This is a genomic window from Pantoea sp. Ap-870, assembly GCF_011752515.1.
Lineage (GTDB): Bacteria > Pseudomonadota > Gammaproteobacteria > Enterobacterales > Enterobacteriaceae > Pantoea > Pantoea dispersa.
In genome coordinates this window covers 106,217-125,972 of record NZ_VWXG01000010.1, presented here as the reverse complement: position 1 = coordinate 125,972, position 19,756 = coordinate 106,217, and the positions used below count along the sequence as shown (strand labels likewise).

Annotated in this window: 15 protein-coding genes; 5 read left to right on the top strand and 10 right to left on the bottom strand. The window is 59.1% G+C overall.

Annotated features, from left to right (window positions below):
* Positions 1-268: 268 nt before the first annotated feature.
* A complete protein-coding gene (locus F3J41_RS20435; protein WP_166712236.1) occupies positions 269-6,328 on the bottom strand; it encodes an autotransporter outer membrane beta-barrel domain-containing protein in 6,060 nt (2,019 codons plus the stop codon).
* A gap of 132 nt (positions 6,329-6,460) precedes the next feature.
* Between F3J41_RS20435 and F3J41_RS20430 the strand changes: the two genes are divergently transcribed.
* Positions 6,461-6,700, top strand: a complete 240-nt coding sequence (locus F3J41_RS20430; protein WP_166712234.1) for a hypothetical protein — start codon at positions 6,461-6,463, stop codon at positions 6,698-6,700.
* A gap of 94 nt (positions 6,701-6,794) precedes the next feature.
* On the opposite strand, the gene murP is transcribed toward F3J41_RS20430, so the two are convergent.
* The 5 genes from murP to gltP all read right to left on the bottom strand — a co-directional run bounded on the left by murP (position 6,795) and on the right by gltP (position 11,468).
* Positions 6,795-8,234, bottom strand: coding sequence for a PTS N-acetylmuramic acid transporter subunit IIBC (gene murP / locus F3J41_RS20425; RefSeq protein WP_166712297.1), 1,440 nt, complete (start codon positions 8,232-8,234; stop codon positions 6,795-6,797).
* Entirely contained in the window at positions 8,234-9,145 is a 912-nt protein-coding gene (gene murQ, locus F3J41_RS20420; RefSeq protein WP_166712232.1) for an N-acetylmuramic acid 6-phosphate etherase, read from the bottom strand. The genes murP and murQ overlap by 1 nt, the downstream gene beginning before the upstream one ends.
* 146 nt (positions 9,146-9,291) lie before the next feature.
* Positions 9,292-9,696 (bottom strand): type II toxin-antitoxin system HicB family antitoxin, encoded by a 405-nt coding sequence (locus F3J41_RS20415; protein ID WP_058780883.1) that lies wholly within the window; start codon positions 9,694-9,696, stop codon positions 9,292-9,294.
* 118 nt (positions 9,697-9,814) lie between these two features.
* Positions 9,815-9,994: a type II toxin-antitoxin system HicA family toxin gene (locus F3J41_RS20410; protein WP_371815511.1), complete on the bottom strand. Its 180-nt coding sequence runs from the start codon at positions 9,992-9,994 to the stop codon at positions 9,815-9,817.
* Positions 9,995-10,166: 172 nt separating this feature from the next.
* Positions 10,167-11,468: a glutamate/aspartate:proton symporter GltP gene (gltP, locus tag F3J41_RS20405; protein ID WP_021507820.1), complete on the bottom strand. Its 1,302-nt coding sequence runs from the start codon at positions 11,466-11,468 to the stop codon at positions 10,167-10,169.
* A 579-nt stretch (positions 11,469-12,047) separates the two neighbouring features.
* On the opposite strand from gltP, the gene acs reads away from it, so the two are divergent.
* The 3 genes from acs (at position 12,048) to F3J41_RS20390 (ending at position 16,155) form a co-directional block, all read left to right on the top strand.
* Complete coding sequence (gene acs / locus F3J41_RS20400) at positions 12,048-14,003, top strand: acetate--CoA ligase (RefSeq protein ID WP_166712228.1); 1,956 nt, start codon at positions 12,048-12,050, stop codon at positions 14,001-14,003.
* 173 nt (positions 14,004-14,176) lie between these two features.
* Positions 14,177-14,506 carry a DUF485 domain-containing protein gene (locus tag F3J41_RS20395; protein ID WP_021313201.1) on the top strand — a complete coding sequence of 110 codons (330 nt, stop codon included), beginning with the start codon at positions 14,177-14,179 and terminating at the stop codon, positions 14,504-14,506.
* Entirely contained in the window at positions 14,503-16,155 is a 1,653-nt protein-coding gene (locus F3J41_RS20390; protein ID WP_058774927.1) for a cation acetate symporter, read from the top strand. Before F3J41_RS20395 ends, F3J41_RS20390 begins: the two co-directional genes overlap by 4 nt.
* A 157-nt stretch (positions 16,156-16,312) precedes the next feature.
* Here the strand turns inward: F3J41_RS20390 and F3J41_RS20385 are convergent, their stop codons facing one another.
* From F3J41_RS20385 to F3J41_RS20370, 4 genes are all read right to left on the bottom strand, one after another.
* Positions 16,313-16,858, bottom strand: a complete 546-nt coding sequence (locus F3J41_RS20385; protein WP_166712226.1) for a YfaZ family outer membrane protein — start codon at positions 16,856-16,858, stop codon at positions 16,313-16,315.
* 139 nt (positions 16,859-16,997) lie between these two features.
* Entirely contained in the window at positions 16,998-17,543 is a 546-nt protein-coding gene (locus F3J41_RS20380; protein ID WP_166712224.1) for a YfaZ family outer membrane protein, read from the bottom strand.
* A gap of 82 nt (positions 17,544-17,625) precedes the next feature.
* Positions 17,626-18,321 (bottom strand): LrgB family protein, encoded by a 696-nt coding sequence (locus F3J41_RS20375; RefSeq protein ID WP_021507825.1) that lies wholly within the window; start codon positions 18,319-18,321, stop codon positions 17,626-17,628.
* Complete coding sequence (locus tag F3J41_RS20370) at positions 18,314-18,739, bottom strand: CidA/LrgA family protein (RefSeq protein WP_021507826.1); 426 nt, start codon at positions 18,737-18,739, stop codon at positions 18,314-18,316. The genes F3J41_RS20375 and F3J41_RS20370 overlap by 8 nt, the downstream gene beginning before the upstream one ends.
* A 103-nt stretch (positions 18,740-18,842) precedes the next feature.
* Between F3J41_RS20370 and F3J41_RS20365 the strand changes: the two genes are divergently transcribed.
* Complete coding sequence (locus tag F3J41_RS20365; protein ID WP_021507827.1) at positions 18,843-19,745, top strand: LysR family transcriptional regulator; 903 nt, start codon at positions 18,843-18,845, stop codon at positions 19,743-19,745.
* Positions 19,746-19,756: the final 11 nt, after the last annotated feature.

Here is a 19,756-nt window from a genome sequence, read left to right as displayed (position 1 = left end):
ATGGCCTGGCTTTAGCGCGGCTATTTAATTTTTGTTCTTAATAAAGCCGGAGTGCGCGGCGCTTCACAGTTCTGGCCGCGGGCGGGATCGATAAAAAATCATTTAGGGTAAATGAGATCGAGCTTTGGCTGAACGCAGTGTCGGCAGCGGTGCGCATGAATGCGCACCCTACAGAAAAACGTACCATCACCGCATCCCTGCACATCCCGCAACATGCCCATTCTCGTAGGGTCGCCGTTCACGGCGACCGCGTCATTTGCACATACTGTCAGAACTGCCAGCGCACGCCGAGGTTGTAACGCCAGCCTCTGGCGCCGTTGCCGTCGATCTCCTTGCGGTAATCCGCTTCGGCGTACAGCGCCACATCCTGCTGCAGCGTCACCGTGCCGCCGGCACCCACTTCCCACATCTGGCCAAAATTACCGCTGCTGAAGCTGGCGCCGAGCGCCGGGTTATCGGCAGCCGACACCGACGCCTGCGTCGTGCCGCCCCAGCCTTTGTAATAATTCGCGCGCAGATAAGGCGTGTACTGGCGGTTGCTGTCATCGGTCCAGCTGCGGTCGAGACGCGCGCCGAGACGGCCAATCGTCTGGTGATAATCGCCATAGCGCACCTGGTTATTGTCCTCATCCGTGAAATCGTTCATGTTCAGTTTCAGGTACATCAGCTGCGCCTGCGGCTCCAGCTTGTAGCCCTCGCCGAGTTCAAACGGATAACCGCTCTCCAGCGAGGCGGTCCAGCCGTGGCCCTTCAGCTTTGCCTCGCGCTGCTGGCGCGCAATGTCGGTTTCACCACGATGCCAGTCAAACGACAGCACGCCGTCAAGGTAAAAGCCGCTCTGGCGCTGCCAGGTGCCGTACAGCGCCAGGCTGTCGCTGTCAAAACTGGTGCTGCTGTAACCGTCTGCCGCCTGCGGACGGATGCGCGTATTGCCGCGCGTGTAGGCCACGCCGCCGCGCAGGCTGTCCTGCTCACCGTCGAGACGCAGCAGGTTGCCGCCAAGCTGCACCGCGCTGTACTCGAGGTCAAACCCGTAGCCGTAATCGCTAAAGCTGCGGTCGCTTTTGTATTTCAGGTTCGAGCCGATATAGCGCAGGAACATCTCACCGCCTTGACCCGCCGGGCGCGTCTGCTCGTGACGCAGTTCGCCAAGACGCTTGTGCAGGTCATCAATAATCGCGGCGGTGTAATAGGCGAGGCCAACCGGTGCCGAAATGTACGAGGGCACCTGCGGCACCACCGCCGGACGCGCATCGTAGCGCTGTGGCGTGCCAAATCCGCTGGTCACCAGCGCTGGCTGGCAGCTGTCGCTGTCCTCGCACACGTAGTAGTTTGCCAGCCGGTAATCCCAGTAATTGTTGCCGCTGCCGCTCAGCAGGCGCTGCGCCGGATCGCTACTGCCCGGCGCGAAGCTGTACAGCCGGTACTGCCACGGTCCGGCACCGAGATAGCCATCCCTGAGCGCAAAGCTGTTCTGGCCAGCGTTGCCGCCCACCTGCGCCAGCGAAATGCCTTCATTGCCCTCAATGCCGCCGTTGCGGTTGCGATCGGTGAGCGCCGCACTGCTTGCCGCATCGAGCCTGACGTTGAGCAGCGTGGTGCCGCTGGCGTTACCGCTGACGTTGATGTGGTCGGTAAACTGGTTGCTCAGCGCGCCGCCGTCATTCAGGCGCGTCACCAGATTCGCCTGACCGCCCATCGACGCCAGCGAGCCGTTGATGTCCAGCGTATTGCCTGGCGAACCGCTGCCATTGGTAAGATCCAGCGTACCGCTGTTATTCACCTGCAGCGAATCCGCTGTGCCGCCCGCCAGCGTGGGATGCACGTTGTCACCGGCATACAGCGTTGAGCGCCCATCAATGTTGATGGTGCTGTGCGCCAGCTGCAGATTGTCGGTCAGCGTCCAGCGGCTATCCGCGAAGTTAATGATGCTCCAGCCGCTGCCGAGGTTAACGCCTTTGCTCAGGTCATCCGCGCTGAAGCTGCCGCCGCGCGCCGTAATCTGGTCAAAGGTCAGGCTGTTACCGGTGCCGGTGCCGCTGGTGAGATGGTAAGTAGTGCTGAGATCGACACCGCTGACCTCGGCGATATTGTTGTTGTCTGCGCCCATGGTCAGGCTGCCGTTGAGCGTGCCGCCGGTCCAGCGGAACGTATCGCTGCCGCCGCCAGGATTGATGTCGCCCAGCACGTCACCCTGGGTCAGCAAAATCACATCGTCGGCGTTACTGCCCGCCACCGCCACGCTTTGCGCCGTGGCGGTTACGATTGTGCCAAGGTTTTCGAATACCGTTTTGCCGCCGCGCAGATCGACCACCGGCGCCGTCAGGCTGCTGGAGCGCAGTGTGCCGCGGTTGACGATGGTGCCGGCGGTGCTGGAGACCAGCGCCGAACCGCCTGCCGCATTAGTGATATTAACGCTGGCGGCGGTGACGATATTTCCCGTGGTGTTGGCGCGAATCCCGGTGCCGCCGGCGCCGGTGACATTGAAAACGTAACCCGAACCCAGCGTAAGATCGCCGCCGGTGGTCGATCCATCGGCGTTGGCGATAGTCAGGCCGTTACCGCTGCCGGATACATTGGTGGTCACGGTGGAGGCAGGATCGAACGCGACGGCGGTGCGGATGCCGTTGCCATCGCCAACGTTAAGCGTCAGGTTGCTCAGGCTAACGTTGTCCAGCTCCGCGCGGTTTTCGATGCCGTTGCCGCTGCCCAGTACGTTGATGGTGGCGTCGCGCGCGCTGAGCGCCGCCGCGCCGCTGTCGAGCAAAATGCCGTGCGCCGTGCCGCGCGTGGTGATCAGCGTATCGCTGCCAGTCAGCGCCAGTTGCGCGCCGTCGCTGATGCGCACGCCGGCCACGCCGTTATCGACATTGATGCTGCCGCCCTGCGCCAGCGTGGTGCCGCTGCCGCCGACATCTAACCCGGTGCCGCTGCTGACGTTAACCACGCCATTGTTGGTCAGCGTGCTGCCGGCGCGCGAGCGCATGCCGATGCTGTTGCTGCCGGTCAGCGTCACTGCGCCATTGTTCTCGAGTTCCGCGCCGTTGGTCAGGTCGAAACCCACGGCACCGTTGCCAGCGCCGCTGATGCGGGCGTTGCTGGTGACGCGGGTGGCGGCAGCGCTGCCGTCCAGCGCATTGCTGAGATCGCTGCGCAGCGTATTCACCAGTACGCCCACCGCGTTGTTACCGCTGAGCGTGATGGTGCTGCTGCCGTCGAGCGTCGCCGCTGCGCCGCCCTCGACGCGCACGGCGGTGCTCTCCTCGCCGCTGGCGGTCAGATTGAGGTTGGCGCTGTTGAGGCTGCTGCCGCTGCCGGAAACAATCACGCCGGTGCTGCTGGCGGCGCTGGCGCTCAGGCTGTTCGACGTGCTGAAGCTCAGTGCCGCGCCGTCGTCAAGGCGGTAGCCGGTCGAGCCACGCGTGCTGACATCCAGCGCGCTGGTGGCGGCACGGATGCGCGATCCGTTACCTGCGGCGTGATAGGCGATCTGGTCGCTATTGTTAAAGATCGGCGTCGATCCGGCGGCGATATTCACCAGCGCACCGTCCAGCGCTTCGGCGCCGATGGCGCCACTGCCGTTGAGCGTGAGCGTGCCGCCGTTGAGGTTCGCCACGGCCTGACTACCGCTGGCGCTGACGCCGCGCGTACGGCGGGTGATGCTGCCGCCATTGACGTCAATGTTGCCGCTGTTGCTGGCGGTGGTAGCGAAGGTGCTGCCCGCGCTGTTCACCGCGATACCGGTGCCGCCGTCGCTGATGCTGATGTTGCCGCTGTTGCTGCCGGTCGCCCCGCTCTCCACGCGCAGGCCGGTGGTATTGGCCCCGCTGAAGTTGATGTTGCCGCTGTTGCTGAGCTGCGCGCGGTTGCGCGCCAGATAGCCGGTGATGCCGTTTTGCGCCGAATTGAGTTCTGCGGCGGAGGTCAGCCGCGTGCTGGCGACCGGCGCACGGCTGTTGGCACCGGTCAGCGTATGTTTCTGCCCGTCGGCAATCGCGCCCGTGGCGTTGCTGCCACTGAGGGTAATGGTGGTCGCCGCGTCAATGTTGCCCTGCGCACCGCCCTCGATATTGACGCCGGTGGCGCCGGTGCCGCTGACGTTAATCGTGGCGTTGTTGGTCTTCACCAATGTTCCGCCACCGCCGGTGCCGTTCACCGCCACCGCACCCGCGCCGGAGGCGGTCAGCGTGGTATTAGTCCCGTCAAACGTCGCGCCCTGTTCGATGCGGAAGAGCGTCGAGTTAGTGGTGGTGACGTCAAACGCGTTGTTGTCGTCTACGTTGATCAGCGCATTCGGGCCATAGGCAAAAAAACCAATTTGATTGCTGCCGGTGCTGAAACGGGGAATGGCATTCTGCGTTACATTAACCGTGGCGTTGCCGCGCGCGTGCACGCCAATCGCGCCGTTGCCGGTGAGGTTAATCGGCCCGTCCACGTTCGCTGTGGCAGTGCCGCTGCCCTGACCTTCCACCCAAACGCCAAAGTTGCGCGTGCCGCTGGCCGGATCGGCTCCGCCCGCCACGTTGATGATCCCGGTGGAGCTGGCGGCGGCGCTGTTACCACTGGTGGCCAGCACTTTCAGGCCGGTGCCGTTAACGCCGTTGAGGTTGATGGTGCCGCGATTCTCCAGCGTACCGTTGCTGTTAGTGACCAGCATGCCGACGTTCTCGCGCGGCACGCGCGCAGCGCTGCCGTTGACGTCGATGGTGCCGCTGTTGATCAGCGTGGCATTGCTGGCACCGCTGACCGACATCCCGGCGGCGTTCTGTACGCGCGAGCCAATCACAATCGCCCCGTCGTTGGTGGCGCTAGCGTTGGCCAGCAGCGCAATGCCGCTGGTCAGCCCGCTCTGGTTCAGGGCGGTCTCCGCCACGTTGTCGCTCAGGCTGTTCTGCGCGCCTCGCCCGAGATAAATCGTGCCGCCGCTGTTGTTGGTAAATCGGCTGCTGTCGCTGGTGAGCAGCACGCCGGAAGTGGTGCCGCGCGCGCTGGAACCGTTGACGCCCACATTGATATTGCCGCTATTGCTGGCCTGCGCATTGGCATCAAGGCGGATGCCCGCCACGCCGTTGGTCAGATTGCTGCCGGTAGTACCGAGGTTAAGCACGCCATTGTTTGTGAAATCGCCGCCATTTTGCACCGTTACCGCCGTGGCGTTGTTGCTGGCCGCGCCGACGCCGGTGCCATCAATACGGTTGAGGAAGCCGCCGTTGATGACGCCGCTGCTGCTGTTGGTGGCCGTCGCGCCATCCAGTGCCAGCGCGGTGCCGCGGCTCGCCAGTTTCCCGTCGATGGTGGCATTGGCCCCGCTGGCCACGCGTACCGCGCCATCGCTGGCCCCTACCACTTCCAGCGTTTTACCGGCGGCGATAGTGACCTGCGAACCGGCGCCTTCGGCATTGATCACCACGCGGCTACCTATCGGCTGCGTCACTTCATCCGGCGCAGTGGCGCTGACGTTATAGACAATATCGCCGTTGGTGATAGTGACCGCCTGATTGAACGCGCTGAGGTAGCTGGCCGGCGCGAGATTGCCGGCCTGCAGCTGGCTCACCAGCCAGTTATTGTAGCTTTGCAGCTGGCTGGCATTGGTGACGTTGAAGGCGGTGGTTTTGCCGTCCAGCGTCTGCACGCTAAAGCTGCCGTTATAGGTCGCGAGGTTTTGTACCGCCAGGCTGTCGGTCACCTGGCCGCCGGAGACGTTGGCCGCAGAACCGTTAAAGGTGATGCGGTTGTTGTTGTTCCAGTTGAGGGTGCCGCCGTTACTGACCTGAAACAGCGTGGTGTTTTTGGCCGCCATGGTCCAGGCGTTGGTGCTGGCGCTGCTATTGGCGTTAGCCTGACCAATGCTGACATCCAGCGAACTGCCGCTGCCGCTGACATCGGCGATGCGCGCGTCGATATACTGATTGTCATTCACGTTTTGCAGATCCGGCACCACCGTGCTGGCGGTAACCGGTGCCTGCGCCACCAGGCTGGCGGAATCAAAAACCTGAAAGGTGGTGTTGCCGCCGGTAGTGGGATCCGGCACGGTGATGGCGAGGTTTTGCGGACCGGGATCGAGCCGTGCCTGATTAAGGTATTGTGCGCCCGCCGCGATGGTCACCTGGCCGAGCGTGGTGTTGACCGCCCCGTCAATGCCCGGCTCAAACGCCTGATTACCGGTTAAGGTTGCGCTGCCGCCGTTAACGATCAGCGCGCCGCTCTGCTGGTCATTATCGCGCGGATTATACGCGCCCAGTGTTGCCGCTTCCCCCACGCCGGGGAAATAAAACACCGCCTGCGCAGCGACGATCCCTAGCGCAATGGGATTCCGGGTGAATCTCATACAACCGCCAGTAACAAGCAATCAGCGACGCTGTGAAAGCACAGCGAAAAAAAGAACAAAGGGGCAGATGGGCGAACTCTATTTTCACAAAACGAATCAAGTGGTTAATTATGGGCACAGAGGGTGCCGCTGATGCGTGAAAATCAGGAGAAAGCTGTTGCTTATATAGACTTTATGGCTGCACAGATCAAAAGCGAGCCCGGAGATATTTATGAGGATGAAATAAGAATTTCGCAGGAAATGAAAGGCTATAACCCTGGTTTAAATAAGGCTTATGGTGATAACGCATTAATATCAAGTGATTTATCTTCAGCCACTCCAGTAAAGTCTGGACGGGTGATAATTCTCACGCTCAATAATAAGCAGCGCTAACGAAATACTGCAATTGTGAGCCAGCCCACAATTGCAGTAAAATCATCCATTTAATGACATCAGACCTCTTGACGGTCTGCTCGCGCAGGCTTTTCTAGCTTAAATCGACGTTTTTGGTGCCGCCCCACCAGGTAAAGACGAAGCCGCCGATCCACGCCACGATCAGCCCCACCAGATAGACCGCCATACCGGCAAAGATGCCCTGCGAAGAGGTCATCAGCGGCAGCGTCACCAGTCCTGACGGGCCAAACACCGTGTTCATGCCCACCGGCAGACCGAGCCACGCCACCAGCCCGATAAAGAAGCCGCCCAGCGCACCGCCGAAGCAGGCGGTAATAAACGGTTTAAGACGCGGCAGCGTCACGCCATAGATGAGCGGCTCACCGACGCCCAGCAGACCTGGCACGATAGCGCCTTTAATCTGGCTGCGCAGCAGCGAATGCTTGTCGGCTTTGCACCACAGCGCCAGCGAGGCCCCGACCTGACCGGCTCCGGCCATGGCGAGTATCGGGAACAGCGAATTGAAACCCTGGGTTTCCATCAGCGCAAAATAGACCGGAATAAAGCCCTGATGAATGCCGAACATCACCGCAATCAGGAATAAACCGGCCAGAATGGCACAGCCGAACGGGTTATTGTTCAGGTGGATAAACAGCCACGACATGCCTTTAAACAGCTCGCCGCCAATCGGCATGATCACCAGGAACGTCACCACGCCGGTAATTAACAGCGTCAGCAGCGAAGTGAGGATCATATCGAGATTATCCGGGATAATTTTGCGCAGCTGTTTCTCCAGCCAGGCACCAAATATCGCCGCCAGCAGCACGCCAATAATATTGCCGCGCGGATCGATGGTCAGGCCGAAGAAATCCTGCATGCCGCTGTAATAGCCGACGGTCGCGTTCGGCACATACCCCAGCACAAACAGCGAGGCGATAATCGCGCCGTTCACGCCGGTGCCGCCAAACGCTTTCTGCGCGTTATAGCCGATTAAGATACTGAGGAAGGTGAACAACCCTTTACCGAACACCTTCATATAAGCCACGGTATCCAGCAGCCAGCGGGCGTGTTCCCCGGGCTGATTAAGATGAAACACCTGCTCAATCAGCGTGGCAAACCCCAGCAGCAATCCGGCACCGATAAAACCCGGGATCAGCGGGGTAAAAATGGTGGCAAAGCAGGAGAGAAAACGGTGCAGCGCGCTGGTTTGCTTCGCTTTCATCTGCTGCTTCTGCGCGCTGGCGATGCTGTGCAGATCGCCCGCCGCCTCTGGCGTGGCGCTGTTCAGCATCGCCTGCATTTTTTCCGCTGCAGTTTGCGCTTTGCCAGGGCCGAGCACAATCTGCAGCTGGGCATCGCTGTCAATCACGCCCAGCACGCCGGGCAGCGTTTTCAGCCGGGCGCTGTCGACCCGCGCGGCATCGGCCAGCGTCAGACGCAGACGCGTCATGCAGTTACCGCAGTGCACCACGTTGCCTGCGCCGCCGACCGCCTGCAGGATATCGCGTAATAAGCTTTCAGTGATCGCCGCCATCATTGCGCTCCTGCGTGGTGTAATGCCTGGCGGATAAAGCCGTGGTTCTGCGCCAGCAGCGCCTGCGCGTCATCGGCGTTCAGGTCCGCCAGTATCATCACAATGGCGGTTTTACAGTGGCCGCCGCACGCTGCCAGCGCCTGCTGTGCGCGGGCATCGTCACATTCGGTGGCCTGCTTAACGATGTTGATTTGCCGCTGCACCAGTTTCTGATTGGTGGCTTCTACATCGACCATCAGGTTGCCGTACACTTTGCCGCTGCGGATCATGGCGCCGGTGGTCAGCATATTGAGCACCAGCTTCTGCGCGGTGCCGGCTTTCATGCGTGACGAGCCGGTGACCACTTCCGGGCCCACCACCGGCGTCAGGGCGACGTCCGCCGCCTGCGACATGGCGCTGTTGGGATTACAGGTCAGCGCAGCGGTGAAGGCGCCCTGCTGCTTCGCCCAGGCGAGCGCACCAAGCACATAAGGCGTGCGGCCGCTGGCAGCAATGCCGACCAGCACATCGCGCGCCGAAAAGTCGATATCTTTTAAATCCTGCGCGCCCTGCTCGCGGTTGTCCTCGGCGTTTTCCACCGCCTGCAGAATGGCGGTGTGGCCGCCGGCGATCAGCCCGACCACCTGACTGCGCGGCGTGCCGAACGTGGGCGGGCATTCGCTGGCATCGAGAATACCGAGACGGCCGGAGGTCCCGGCACCGCAGTAAATCAGACGTCCGCCCTGGCTGAATGCCGCCGTGATGGCATCCACCACCTCAGCAATCTGCGGCACGATAGCTTCCACCGCCAGCGCCACCTTTTTGTCTTCATCGTTAACGACGCGCAGCATCGCTTCCGTGTTCAGCTCGTCAATGTTCTGGCTCGCCGGGTTGCGGCCCTCGGTGATCATCTGGCTCAGATCAATGTTCATGTTCGCTCCCTTCAGGAATAATTTATTCTTGAAACTATATATCATATAGAATTGTTAATTCCTCCTGCTTAGGTCAATTTTTTTGCCTTTTGCGGCAGCGGACATAAAAAAACCCGCCAGAAGGCGGGTTGGATTAAGAAGAAGCGCTAGATGTTTGCCAGTTCTCTGCGTGCCAGCGCGGCGAGAAAGCCGCTACGGGAGCCGTATTCGCGGTGTGCTTCTACGTGGCTATCGATTTTGGACAGTAAGTTTTGCGGCAGGGTGATGTTCAGCTTCACCGCTTTACCTTCGTAACGACTGAGATCAATCTCAACGAAAGCCCAGTAACCTCCCTGGCACTCTTCATCATTAATATGGGTTTCAACGCTGGCTGCTTTTGGAATGGCCTTGCCTGCGTCCGCTAACGATTCCACATGCGCATCGATTGCACCAAATGCATCGCTCAATGCCTCGTCAACGGTGTTGCCCGCAAAAAAACATCCCTGTACGTCGGGTACGAAACCTGACCAGCTGCCGTTTTCTGTTTTGTGCAAATAAACGGGGAATCTCATGGTGAGTCCTTATGTAAATTGCCTTCTTGATTATCTACTGCGGACATGAAAAGCATTGCAATGCCTGCTGCACCTGACATTGCTAATTGTTCCAAATCGGGGGCAAAGCCCCCGTATATCAGTCCATAATTTTCAATAGCTTACGTAATGTTCCGGTTGCCAGGTCTTTTTCAGGATGAGGAAGCGAGATGTGATATGGCTTATCTGCACGGACAAACACATGATGGCTTCCTTTAACACGATCCAGAATCCACCCTCGTTCAAGCAACATCCTAATCAGCTCCCTGCTGCTCAACACAACCTCCTGATGTCATCGTGAATATTATATACCCACCATAACCACCGATTCAATTTTAGTGGTTATGGTGGGTATAAATTTAAACTTTCTTCAGCCGCTCACCACGACAGGACTTGTCTGCAAAATATAAAAAAACCCGCCAGAAGGCGGGTTCAGTCAGAGAGCGTGTCGCTTAGCTGGCGTTTTGCGTGCGCAACTGCAGCTCGTAGGCGGCGGCCTGTTTGGTATCAAACTGGTTTTCCCAGCGGGCAATAACCAGCACCGCCAGCGCGTTACCGATGACGTTGAGCGCGGTGCGCGCCATGTCCATGATACGGTCGACGCCGGCGATAAACGCCAGGCCTTCCAGCGGAATACCGACGCTGCCCAGCGTGGCCAGCAGCACCACAAACGAGACGCCCGGCACACCTGCGATGCCTTTTGACGTCACCATCAGGGTCAGCACCAGAATGATTTCATCGGTCAGCGACAGGTCAATGCCGTACAGCTGGGCGATAAAGATCGCCGCAATGCTCTGATACAGCGTTGAACCATCCAGATTGAACGAATAGCCGGTTGGCACCACGAAGCTGGTGATCGCCTTCGGCGCACCGTAAGCTTCCATCTTCTGCATGATGCGCGGCAGCACGGTCTCTGAGCTGGAGGTGGAATACGCCAGAATCAGCTCATCTTTCAGAATGCGCATCAGGGTCGTAATACGCAGCTTGCAGAAGCGCGCCACCGCACCCAGCACCACGAACGCAAAGAACAGAATCGCCACGTACACCAGCAGCACCAGCTTGGCCAGCGGATAGAGCGAGGCAAAACCGAAGTTGGCAATGGTGACGGCAATCAGCGCAAACACCCCGACCGGCGCATAGCGCATGATCATGTGCGTCACTTTAAACATGGTTTCGGAAATGGAACGGAATACGGTCACCAGCGGATCGCGATGCTCCGACGGCAGCGCCGACAGTCCCATGCCAAACAGTACCGAGAAGAAGATAATCGGCAGCATGTCGCCTTTGACCAGCGAGGCGAAAATGTTCTGCGGGATCAGTGACAGAATCGTAGTCACCAGGCCATGTGGCGCACCCTGCACGGCTTCCGTGGTGGCTTCATATTTAGAGATGTCCACCGTTGCCAGCGTTGACATATCAATGCCGCTGCCGGGTTGGAATACGTTGGCCAGCGTGATGCCGACCACAATGGCAATGGTGGTAATCACTTCAAAATAGATGATGGTTTTCACACCAATCCGCCCGAGCTTTTTCGCATCACCCACGCCGGCGATGCCGACAATCAGTGAGGAAATAACAATCGGCACCACAATCATCTTGATGAGATGAATAAAGATGTCGCCGGCAGGAGTAAGAATGTTAGTGATTAACCATTCACGATCGTCTGGCTGATTATGCAGCACGGTTCCGACGATAACGCCGAGAATCAGGGCAATCAGAATCTGCCACGCGAGGGTGAGTTTAAAACCTTTCATAACGCGTTATTTCCTCAGTTAAAACCCCTTTGCTCTGCTGCGAAGGTGCAGAAGACATTACACACAGGGAAGTGAGCAAAAGCCCGATAAAATAGAGGGTTATAATGGACTGCATCGGTTACCGCTGCGCCGGCATTATGCGCCCGCGCGATGATGCAGCCTGAGTTGATACCTGCTGAACAGGGCCGAGATAAGTACCATTTTCACTACGGTAAATGCAACCCCTGGGGCAATAGCTTAAATCCTGCACAGCCAGGCAGCATAAAATGCTGCTGACATGCGCCTGTCATAACTCGCTGTTATGAAAAGTGTTAATTCGATAATTTTCCGCATAGCTACTCAGGATTGCTGAAAAACGTGCCGGTCTGTTTGCTGCTTATTTAACCGGCTGGTTCATAATTTTATTGATCCAGCCAGTGGTTTTGCCTCATTTCCTGCGCCGGTAAACAGATTGAATTGGGTGACTTTTCAGCCTTACACAAGGTCGTGATCCAGACTGCAAAACAGAAACAAAGCCCGGCCTCACTCTTCAATTAACCTTTGATTGACATATGATTAACATCTTCAAGGAGGTCAGCCATGAGCCAAATACACAAGCATCCCGTACCCGCTGCCATTGCAGCGAATGCCCTGATAAATGCCGATCAGTACGCGGCGCTGTATCAACAGTCGGTTGACGATCCTGAGGCCTTTTGGGGCGAACAGGGCAAAATCCTCGACTGGATGACGCCCTACAGCAAAGTGAAAAATACCTCGTTTGCCCCCGGCAATATTTCGATTCGCTGGTATGAAGATGGCGCGCTGAACCTTGCCGCCAACTGTCTCGATCGCCACCTGGCTACGCGCGGCGATCACCCGGCGATTATCTGGGAAGGCGATGACGCCAGCGAGAGCAAAACCCTGACTTACCGTGAACTGCACGCCGACGTCTGCCGCTTCGCCAACGTGCTGACCGGCCTTGGCGTGAAGAAAGGCGATGTGGTGGCGATCTACATGCCGATGGTACCGGAAGCCGCGGTCGCCATGCTGGCCTGCGCGCGCATCGGCGCCGTGCACTCGGTCATTTTTGGCGGCTTCTCACCTGAAGCGGTGGCCGGACGCGTAGTGGATTCCAGTGCAAAACTGGTTATTACCGCTGACGAAGGCGTGCGTGCCGGACGCAGCATTCCGCTGAAGAAAAACGTGGATGATGCGCTGAACAATCCAAACGTCACCAGCGTGAAAAACGTGGTGGTGTTCCAGCGCACCGGCAAAGAGACCGGCTGGCGCGAAGGCCGCGATCTGTGGTGGCATGAACTGATGGCGAAAGCCAGCGATCAGCATCAGCCGGTAGCGGTCGAGGCCGAACATCCGCTGTTTATCCTTTATACCTCCGGCTCCACCGGCAAGCCGAAAGGCGTGCTGCACACCACCGGTGGTTACCTGGTGTATGCTGCCACCACCTTCAAATATGTTTTTGATTATCATGACGATGATGTGTACTGGTGCACCGCCGACGTGGGCTGGATTACCGGGCACAGCTATCTGATCTACGGTCCGCTGGCCTGCGGGGCCACCACGCTGATGTTCGAAGGCGTACCCAACTGGCCCCAGCCCAGCCGCATGGCGGAAGTGGTGGATAAACATAAGGTCACGCTGCTGTACACCGCACCAACCGCTATCCGCGCGCTGATGGCCGAGGGTGATAAAGCGATTGCCGGCACCCAGCGCAGCAGCCTGCGCATCATGGGATCGGTCGGCGAGCCCATCAACCCGGAAGCCTGGGAGTGGTATTACAAAAAGATTGGCGACAGCCGTTGCCCGATCGTCGATACCTGGTGGCAGACCGAAACCGGCGGCTTCATGATTACGCCGCTGCCCGGTGCCACCGAGCTGAAGGCCGGTTCGGCCACCAAACCGTTCTTTGGCGTCCAGCCGGCGCTGGTGGATAACGAAGGTAATACGCTGGACGGTGCCACCGAGGGTAACCTGGTGATCGTCGACTCATGGCCCGGCCAGGCACGCACGCTGTTTGGCGATCACGATCGCTTTGAGCAAACCTACTTCTCGACGTTTAAAAATCGCTACTTCAGTGGCGACGGCGCGCGCCGTGACGACGATGGCTATTACTGGATCACCGGCCGCGTCGATGACGTGCTGAACGTCTCCGGCCACCGGCTTGGCACGGCGGAGATCGAGTCCGCGCTGGTCTCGCATCCGAAAATTGCCGAAGCCGCGGTGGTGGGGATACCGCACAGCATTAAAGGCCAGGCGATCTATGCTTATATCACGCTGAATCACGGCGAAGAGCCGTCGCCAGAGCTGTACAGTGAGGTGCGCAACTGGGTGCGTAAAGAGATCGGCCCGATTGCCACGCCAGACGTGTTGCACTGGACCGATTCGCTGCCAAAAACCCGCTCCGGCAAAATCATGCGCCGCATTCTGCGCAAGATCGCCGCCGGCGATACCAGCAACTTTGGCGATACTTCAACGCTGGCCGATCCGGGCGTGGTGGAGAAATTGCTCGAGGAGAAACAGTCGATCACCATGCCATAACCGGCATTGACCCGGCGGAGAGTATCAGCCTGTCCCCGGCAGGCAGCTCTCCGCTCTTCCATCCTTACGCCGTATGCTTTTCACCATCGCACAACCTTAATAACTAGAATATTCAGCCAGTTAAATCACGTTGCCGTGAGTTTTCTGTCTGCCTTGCCTCTGGAGAAAATGTGATGAACGAAGCCCTGAACCAACAGGAAGCCGTCTGGCAACAAATCGAAAGCAATCCGCGTTTTCAGGAGCTGGTGCACAAACGTCAGTCGTTTGCGCTGCTGCTCAGCCTCATCATGCTAGTACTGTACGTCGGCTTTATTCTGCTGATTGCTTTCGCGCCCGGCTGGCTCGGCACGCCCTTGCACGCCGGCACCAATGTGACGCGCGGCATCCCCATCGGCGTCGGCCTGATTGTGGTGTCGTTTCTGCTGACCGGCGTTTATGTCTGGCGCGCCAACGGCGAGTTTGATCGTCTGACCAAACAGATTGTCAGCGAGGTGAAATCATGAAGCGCCTGCTCTCCGCCTCGCTGGCTATCGTACCAGCCAGCGTATTTGCCGCCGATGCCATTACCGGCGCGGTGCAAAAACAGGCCACCAACTACGAAGCGATCATCATGTTCGTGGTCTTCGTGGCGGCCACGCTCGGCATTACTTACTGGGCGTCCAAACGCACCCGCTCGCGCAGCGATTACTACACTGCCGGCGGCAACATCACCGGTTTTCAGAATGGCCTGGCGATGGCCGGTGACTTTATGTCGGCCGCCTCGTTTCTCGGTATCTCCGCGCTGGTCTACACCTCCGGCTACGACGGGCTGATCTACTCGCTCGGCTTCCTCGTCGGCTGGCCCATGATTCTGTTCCTGATTGCCGAACGCCTGCGTAACCTGGGCCGCTATACCTTTGCCGATGTGGCGTCCTATCGCCTGCAGCAAAAGCCGATCCGCACCCTTTCCGCCTGCGGTTCGCTGGTGGTGGTGGCGCTGTATCTGATTGCGCAGATGGTGGGTGCCGGTAAGCTGATCCAGCTGCTGTTCGGTCTCGACTACCACATCGCCGTGGTGCTGGTCGGCATTCTGATGGTGCTGTACGTGCTGTTTGGCGGCATGCTGGCCACCACCTGGGTGCAGATTATCAAAGCGGTGCTGTTGCTGTTTGGTGCCAGCTTCATGGCCATCATGGTGATGAAAGCCACCGGTTTCAGCTTTAATACGCTGTTTACCGAGGCGATGGCGGCGCATCCGAAAGGAAGCGCGATCATGCAGCCGGGCGGTCTGGTGAAAGACCCGATCTCCGCGCTGTCGCTCGGTCTGGGCCTGATGTTTGGCACCGCCGGCCTGCCGCATATTCTGATGCGTTTCTTCACCGTCGCCGATGCGCGGGAAGCACGCAAAAGCGTGTTCTGGGCCACCGGCTTTATGGGCTACTTCTACTTCCTGACCTTTATTATCGGCTTCGGCGCGATTCTGCTGGTCGGCGCTAATCCGGCCTTTAAAGACGCCAGCGGCGCGCTGATTGGCGGTACTAACATGGCGGCAGTGCATCTCTCCAATGCGGTCGGCGGCAGCCTGTTCCTCGGCTTTATCTCGGCGGTAGCCTTCGCCACCATTCTGGCGGTGGTGGCCGGCCTGACGCTGGCCGGTGCTTCGGCGGTGTCGCATGACCTGTATGCCAGCGTGATCCGCAAAGGCCAGGCCACCGAGCGTGAAGAGCTGCGGGTGTCGAAAATTACCGTGCTGGTGCTGGGCGTGGTGGCGATTGCGCTGGGGATTCTGTTTGAGAAACAGAACATTGCCTTCATGGTCGGCCTGGCGTTCTCAATTGCCGCCAGCTGTAACTTCCCGATTATTTTGCTGTCGATGTACTGGTCAAAGCTGACCACGCGCGGCGCCATGGTGGGAGGCTGGCTGGGCCTGCTGACGGCGGTGGTGCTGATGATTCTCGGCCCGACCATTTGGGTGCAGGTACTGGGACACGCAACGCCAGTCTATCCGTATGAGTATCCGGCGCTGTTCTCGATGCTGGTCGCGTTTGTCGGCACCTGGCTGTTTTCCATTACCGATCATTCCCAGCAGGGGGCGCTGGAGCGCGCGAAATTCCGCGGACAGTTTATCCGTTCACAAACGGGCGTCGGCATTTCGCAGGGGAAAGCGCATTAAGATTGAGAGGGTGCGGTGATTGACCAGGTCGCCATGAACGTAGTGCGGTAATTGACCAGGTCGCCATGATCGTAGTGCGGTGATTGACCAGGTCGCCATAAATGGCGACCCTACGGAATTTCGTAGGGTGCGCATTCATGCGCACCTGGTCCAGTCATCAGAAACGCAGCGACGCACCGACGTACGGGCCATCGACCAGCACGTTATCTTTGCGGTCGCCTTTGTTGTTCAGCTCAATGTACTGATAGCCAACGCGCAGGTTCAGCAGTGAAATCGGCGTAAAGCTCAGGCCGCCTGAGGCTTCTTTATAGCTGTCCAGACGATCGGAGAACGCTTCCGGCGCATAGTAATATTCGCCGTACAGGCCCCACATGCTGTTGAAGTTATACTGCGCACCGGCACCCAGTGCCACGGTGAAGCCATCACGGCCATCTTCCGGATGGGTGAACAGCGCTTTCGCCGTCGGTGCCAGGCGGAAATCACCCACATCCAGGTTATAACCCATACCGAGGCCGTAGGTGCTGCCGTCGTGATCGCTGCGCAGCCAGTTGCCTTTCAGAAACAGACCCGGTGAGGCGGTGCCGAGGCCAAGGTTCAGGTTGGTGCTGTGCTCACCCACGTCAACACTGCCCTCAATTGCCTGCGCGCCACTGCTCAGCAGTGCCAGACCTAAAACGCTTCCCGTAACAAGTTGCTTAAACATAACAATCCACTCCATGAAGGACACATAATTCGGCGCAAAGGGTAAACAGCGCGGCGACGTGACACAACTTTATTTGGAAAGCTTTACGTAAAAATGGGTTACAGCGGGCAGAAAACGGCCGCGAACGGCCGTGGAGGGATCAGAAGCGCACGGCTGCGCCGATAAACAAGCCATCCATCAGGCTTTGATCGGCATGGCCATAATCACCGTTGACGGAGAGGTAGCGATAGCCGCTGCTGAGTGATAACCACTTCGCCGGCTGGTAATAGACGCCCGCTTCCAGCTGATGCAGCGCATGCAGATTGTGGTTGGCAAAATCAGGCGACAGGCTGTAATCCAGATAGAGCCAGGTGGCCCCTGCCCGCGGCAGAGGCGCCATCAGACGAATCCCGCCATTCATGCCGCGACTCGATGTTGAGGTGGTTTTCACATCGGCCCAGAATGCACCGATACGCGGTGCTACCTGCAGCGCGCCGAGGGAAAAGCCGTAGCCGAGGCTGGCGTCGAGCAGATGGGTTTGCTGATGACCATGCACATACTCCAGTGCTGCCTGCACGCCTGGTGCGGTGCGGTCGCTGTTAATCCGGGCTGTCCAGAAATGGCTGCCGCCCTGCCCGCCGATCTCAGCGGCACTGCTCCCGGTGGCGGCCAGCAGCAGGCCTAATGCTAATGTGGTATTTTTCATTCTCGCTTCCTTGTTGTTTACGCGCGCAAACGGTAAGCAAAGCGAGGAAACTCTGATATGAGCCCAGGCTCAAATTTGCCCGTCAGGCATGCCACAACAGCTGACCCAGCAGCGGGGCCAGCAACACCGTGAGCACGCCGGAGAGCATCATTACCAGGCTGGAGACCACGCCCTCCTGCTGGCCGAGTTGATAGGCGCGTGCCGTGCCGGCTCCGTGCGAGGCCGCGCCAAAGCCGGCGCCCTTCGCCACGCCCTGCTTAATCGCGATGCGTAAAAACAGCACGTCGCCCACCGCCATGCCAAACACTCCGGTAATCACCACGAACAGCGCGACCAAATCGGGCTGGCCGCCAATCGGCTGGGCCGCTGCCAGCGCAAAAGGCGTGGTGATGGAGCGCACCGCCAGGCTACGCTGGATGCTCTCCGGTAATGTCAGCAGCCGCGCCAGCCACACCGAACTGCATACGGCCACCAGCGTGGCGGTGATCACGCCCACGCTCAGCGACAGCCAGTGGCGGCGGATAATGTGCAGGTTTTCGTAAACCGGCACCGCAAAGGCCAGCGTCGCCGGACCCAGCAGCCACAGCAGCCAGTGGCTTTCGGCGATGTAATCCTGCCAGCTGACGTGCGTCAGCAGCAACAGCGCCACCAGCACCAGCGGCGTTAACACCAACGGCATCAGCAGCAGTGTGGGTCTGCGCCGGTACAGGCGTTTATTGAGGTAGTAAACCAGCAGCGTCAGCGCCAGACATAACAGGCTAATGATAAAGTCAGTCACGATCGCCCTGCTTACGCGCGGCGCGCGCCAGTTCGAAACGGTATAAGCGATCGACCACCAGCGAGGTGGCCGCCAGCACCATCAGCGTACTGACGGCGATCACCACACAGATGCGCCAGCCTTCACTGCGCAGCAGGTCGCTGTAATTCACCACCGCCACCACCGCCGGAATAAAAAACAGCAGCATTTCGGCCAGCAGCCAGTTGGCCCCGGCTTTAACCCAGCGCAGCGGCACGATACCGCTAACGATCAACAGTAACAGCAACACCATACCCACAACGTTGGCCGGTAACGGCAGATGCAGCCAGCTCACCAGCTGACCGCTGGCAACGAACAGGGCGATATACAGCACCAGCTGCAGCGGCACCGTGACGCGTTGCAGGATATCCGTGGTGCGCGGACGAAGCGCGGACGCCATTTCTCTCTTCCCCCCTCAAAATTCAGGGTTTCAGTATAAATCCGCGCCAGAGTGTGAAAGAAATGAATTAAAATTATTCAAACTATGCAAAAAAGGAATGTTTATGGACGTGCGTGCGCTGCGATATTTTACCGAAGTGGTGCGTCAGCAGAGCTTTACCCGCGCGGCGGAGAAGCTGTTCGTCACGCAACCCACCATCAGCAAAATGCTGCGCCAGCTGGAAGAAGAGCTGGGCTGTACGCTGCTGCTGCGCGAGGGACGCAAGCTGCATCTCACCGACAGCGGCCAGGCGGTATATCAGCGCGGCCTGGCGATTTTGCAGGAGTTTCATCAGCTGGAGGCGCAAATCAGTGACATCAACCAGCTGAAAACCGGTGAGCTGCGGCTGGGCATTCCGCCAATGGTCGGCATGCAGATTGCCGGATCGATCTCCGCGTTCCGCCGCCGCTATCCCGGCGTACAGCTGAAAATCTCCGAATTTGGTGGCCTGACGGTGCAGCAGGCGGTGCTGAGCGGCGGGCTGGATATTGCGCTGACCGCCCTGCCGATTGATGCGGAACTGCCGCTGAATACGCTGGAACTGATGCGCCATCCGCTGTGCGTGCTGCTGCCGCGCAGCGCGCGCTGGCTCAACCGCACCAGCCTGACGCTGGCCGAGCTGGCTCAGCATCCCCTGCTGATCCTCAACGAAGAGTTTTCGCTTAACCGCCAGCTGATGAAAGCGTTTCAGCGCCAGGGAGTGATGCCGGATATCGCGCTGCGTAGCGCGCAGTGGGATTTTCTTGCCGCGATGGTGCAGGCGGATATGGGGCTGGCGATCCTGCCGGAGCCGATCTGCCAGCGGCTGGATAAACAGGCCTTGCTGTGGCTGCCGCTGGAGTCGGAGCTGCAGTGGCGTCTGGGGCTAATCTGGCGCGAAGGCAGTTATCTGTCGCGCAGCGCGCAGGCGTGGATTGCCTGCTGCCGCGAACACTGGCCGGATAACGCGCCACGGCTATCGCTGTAGCAAAGCGGCCG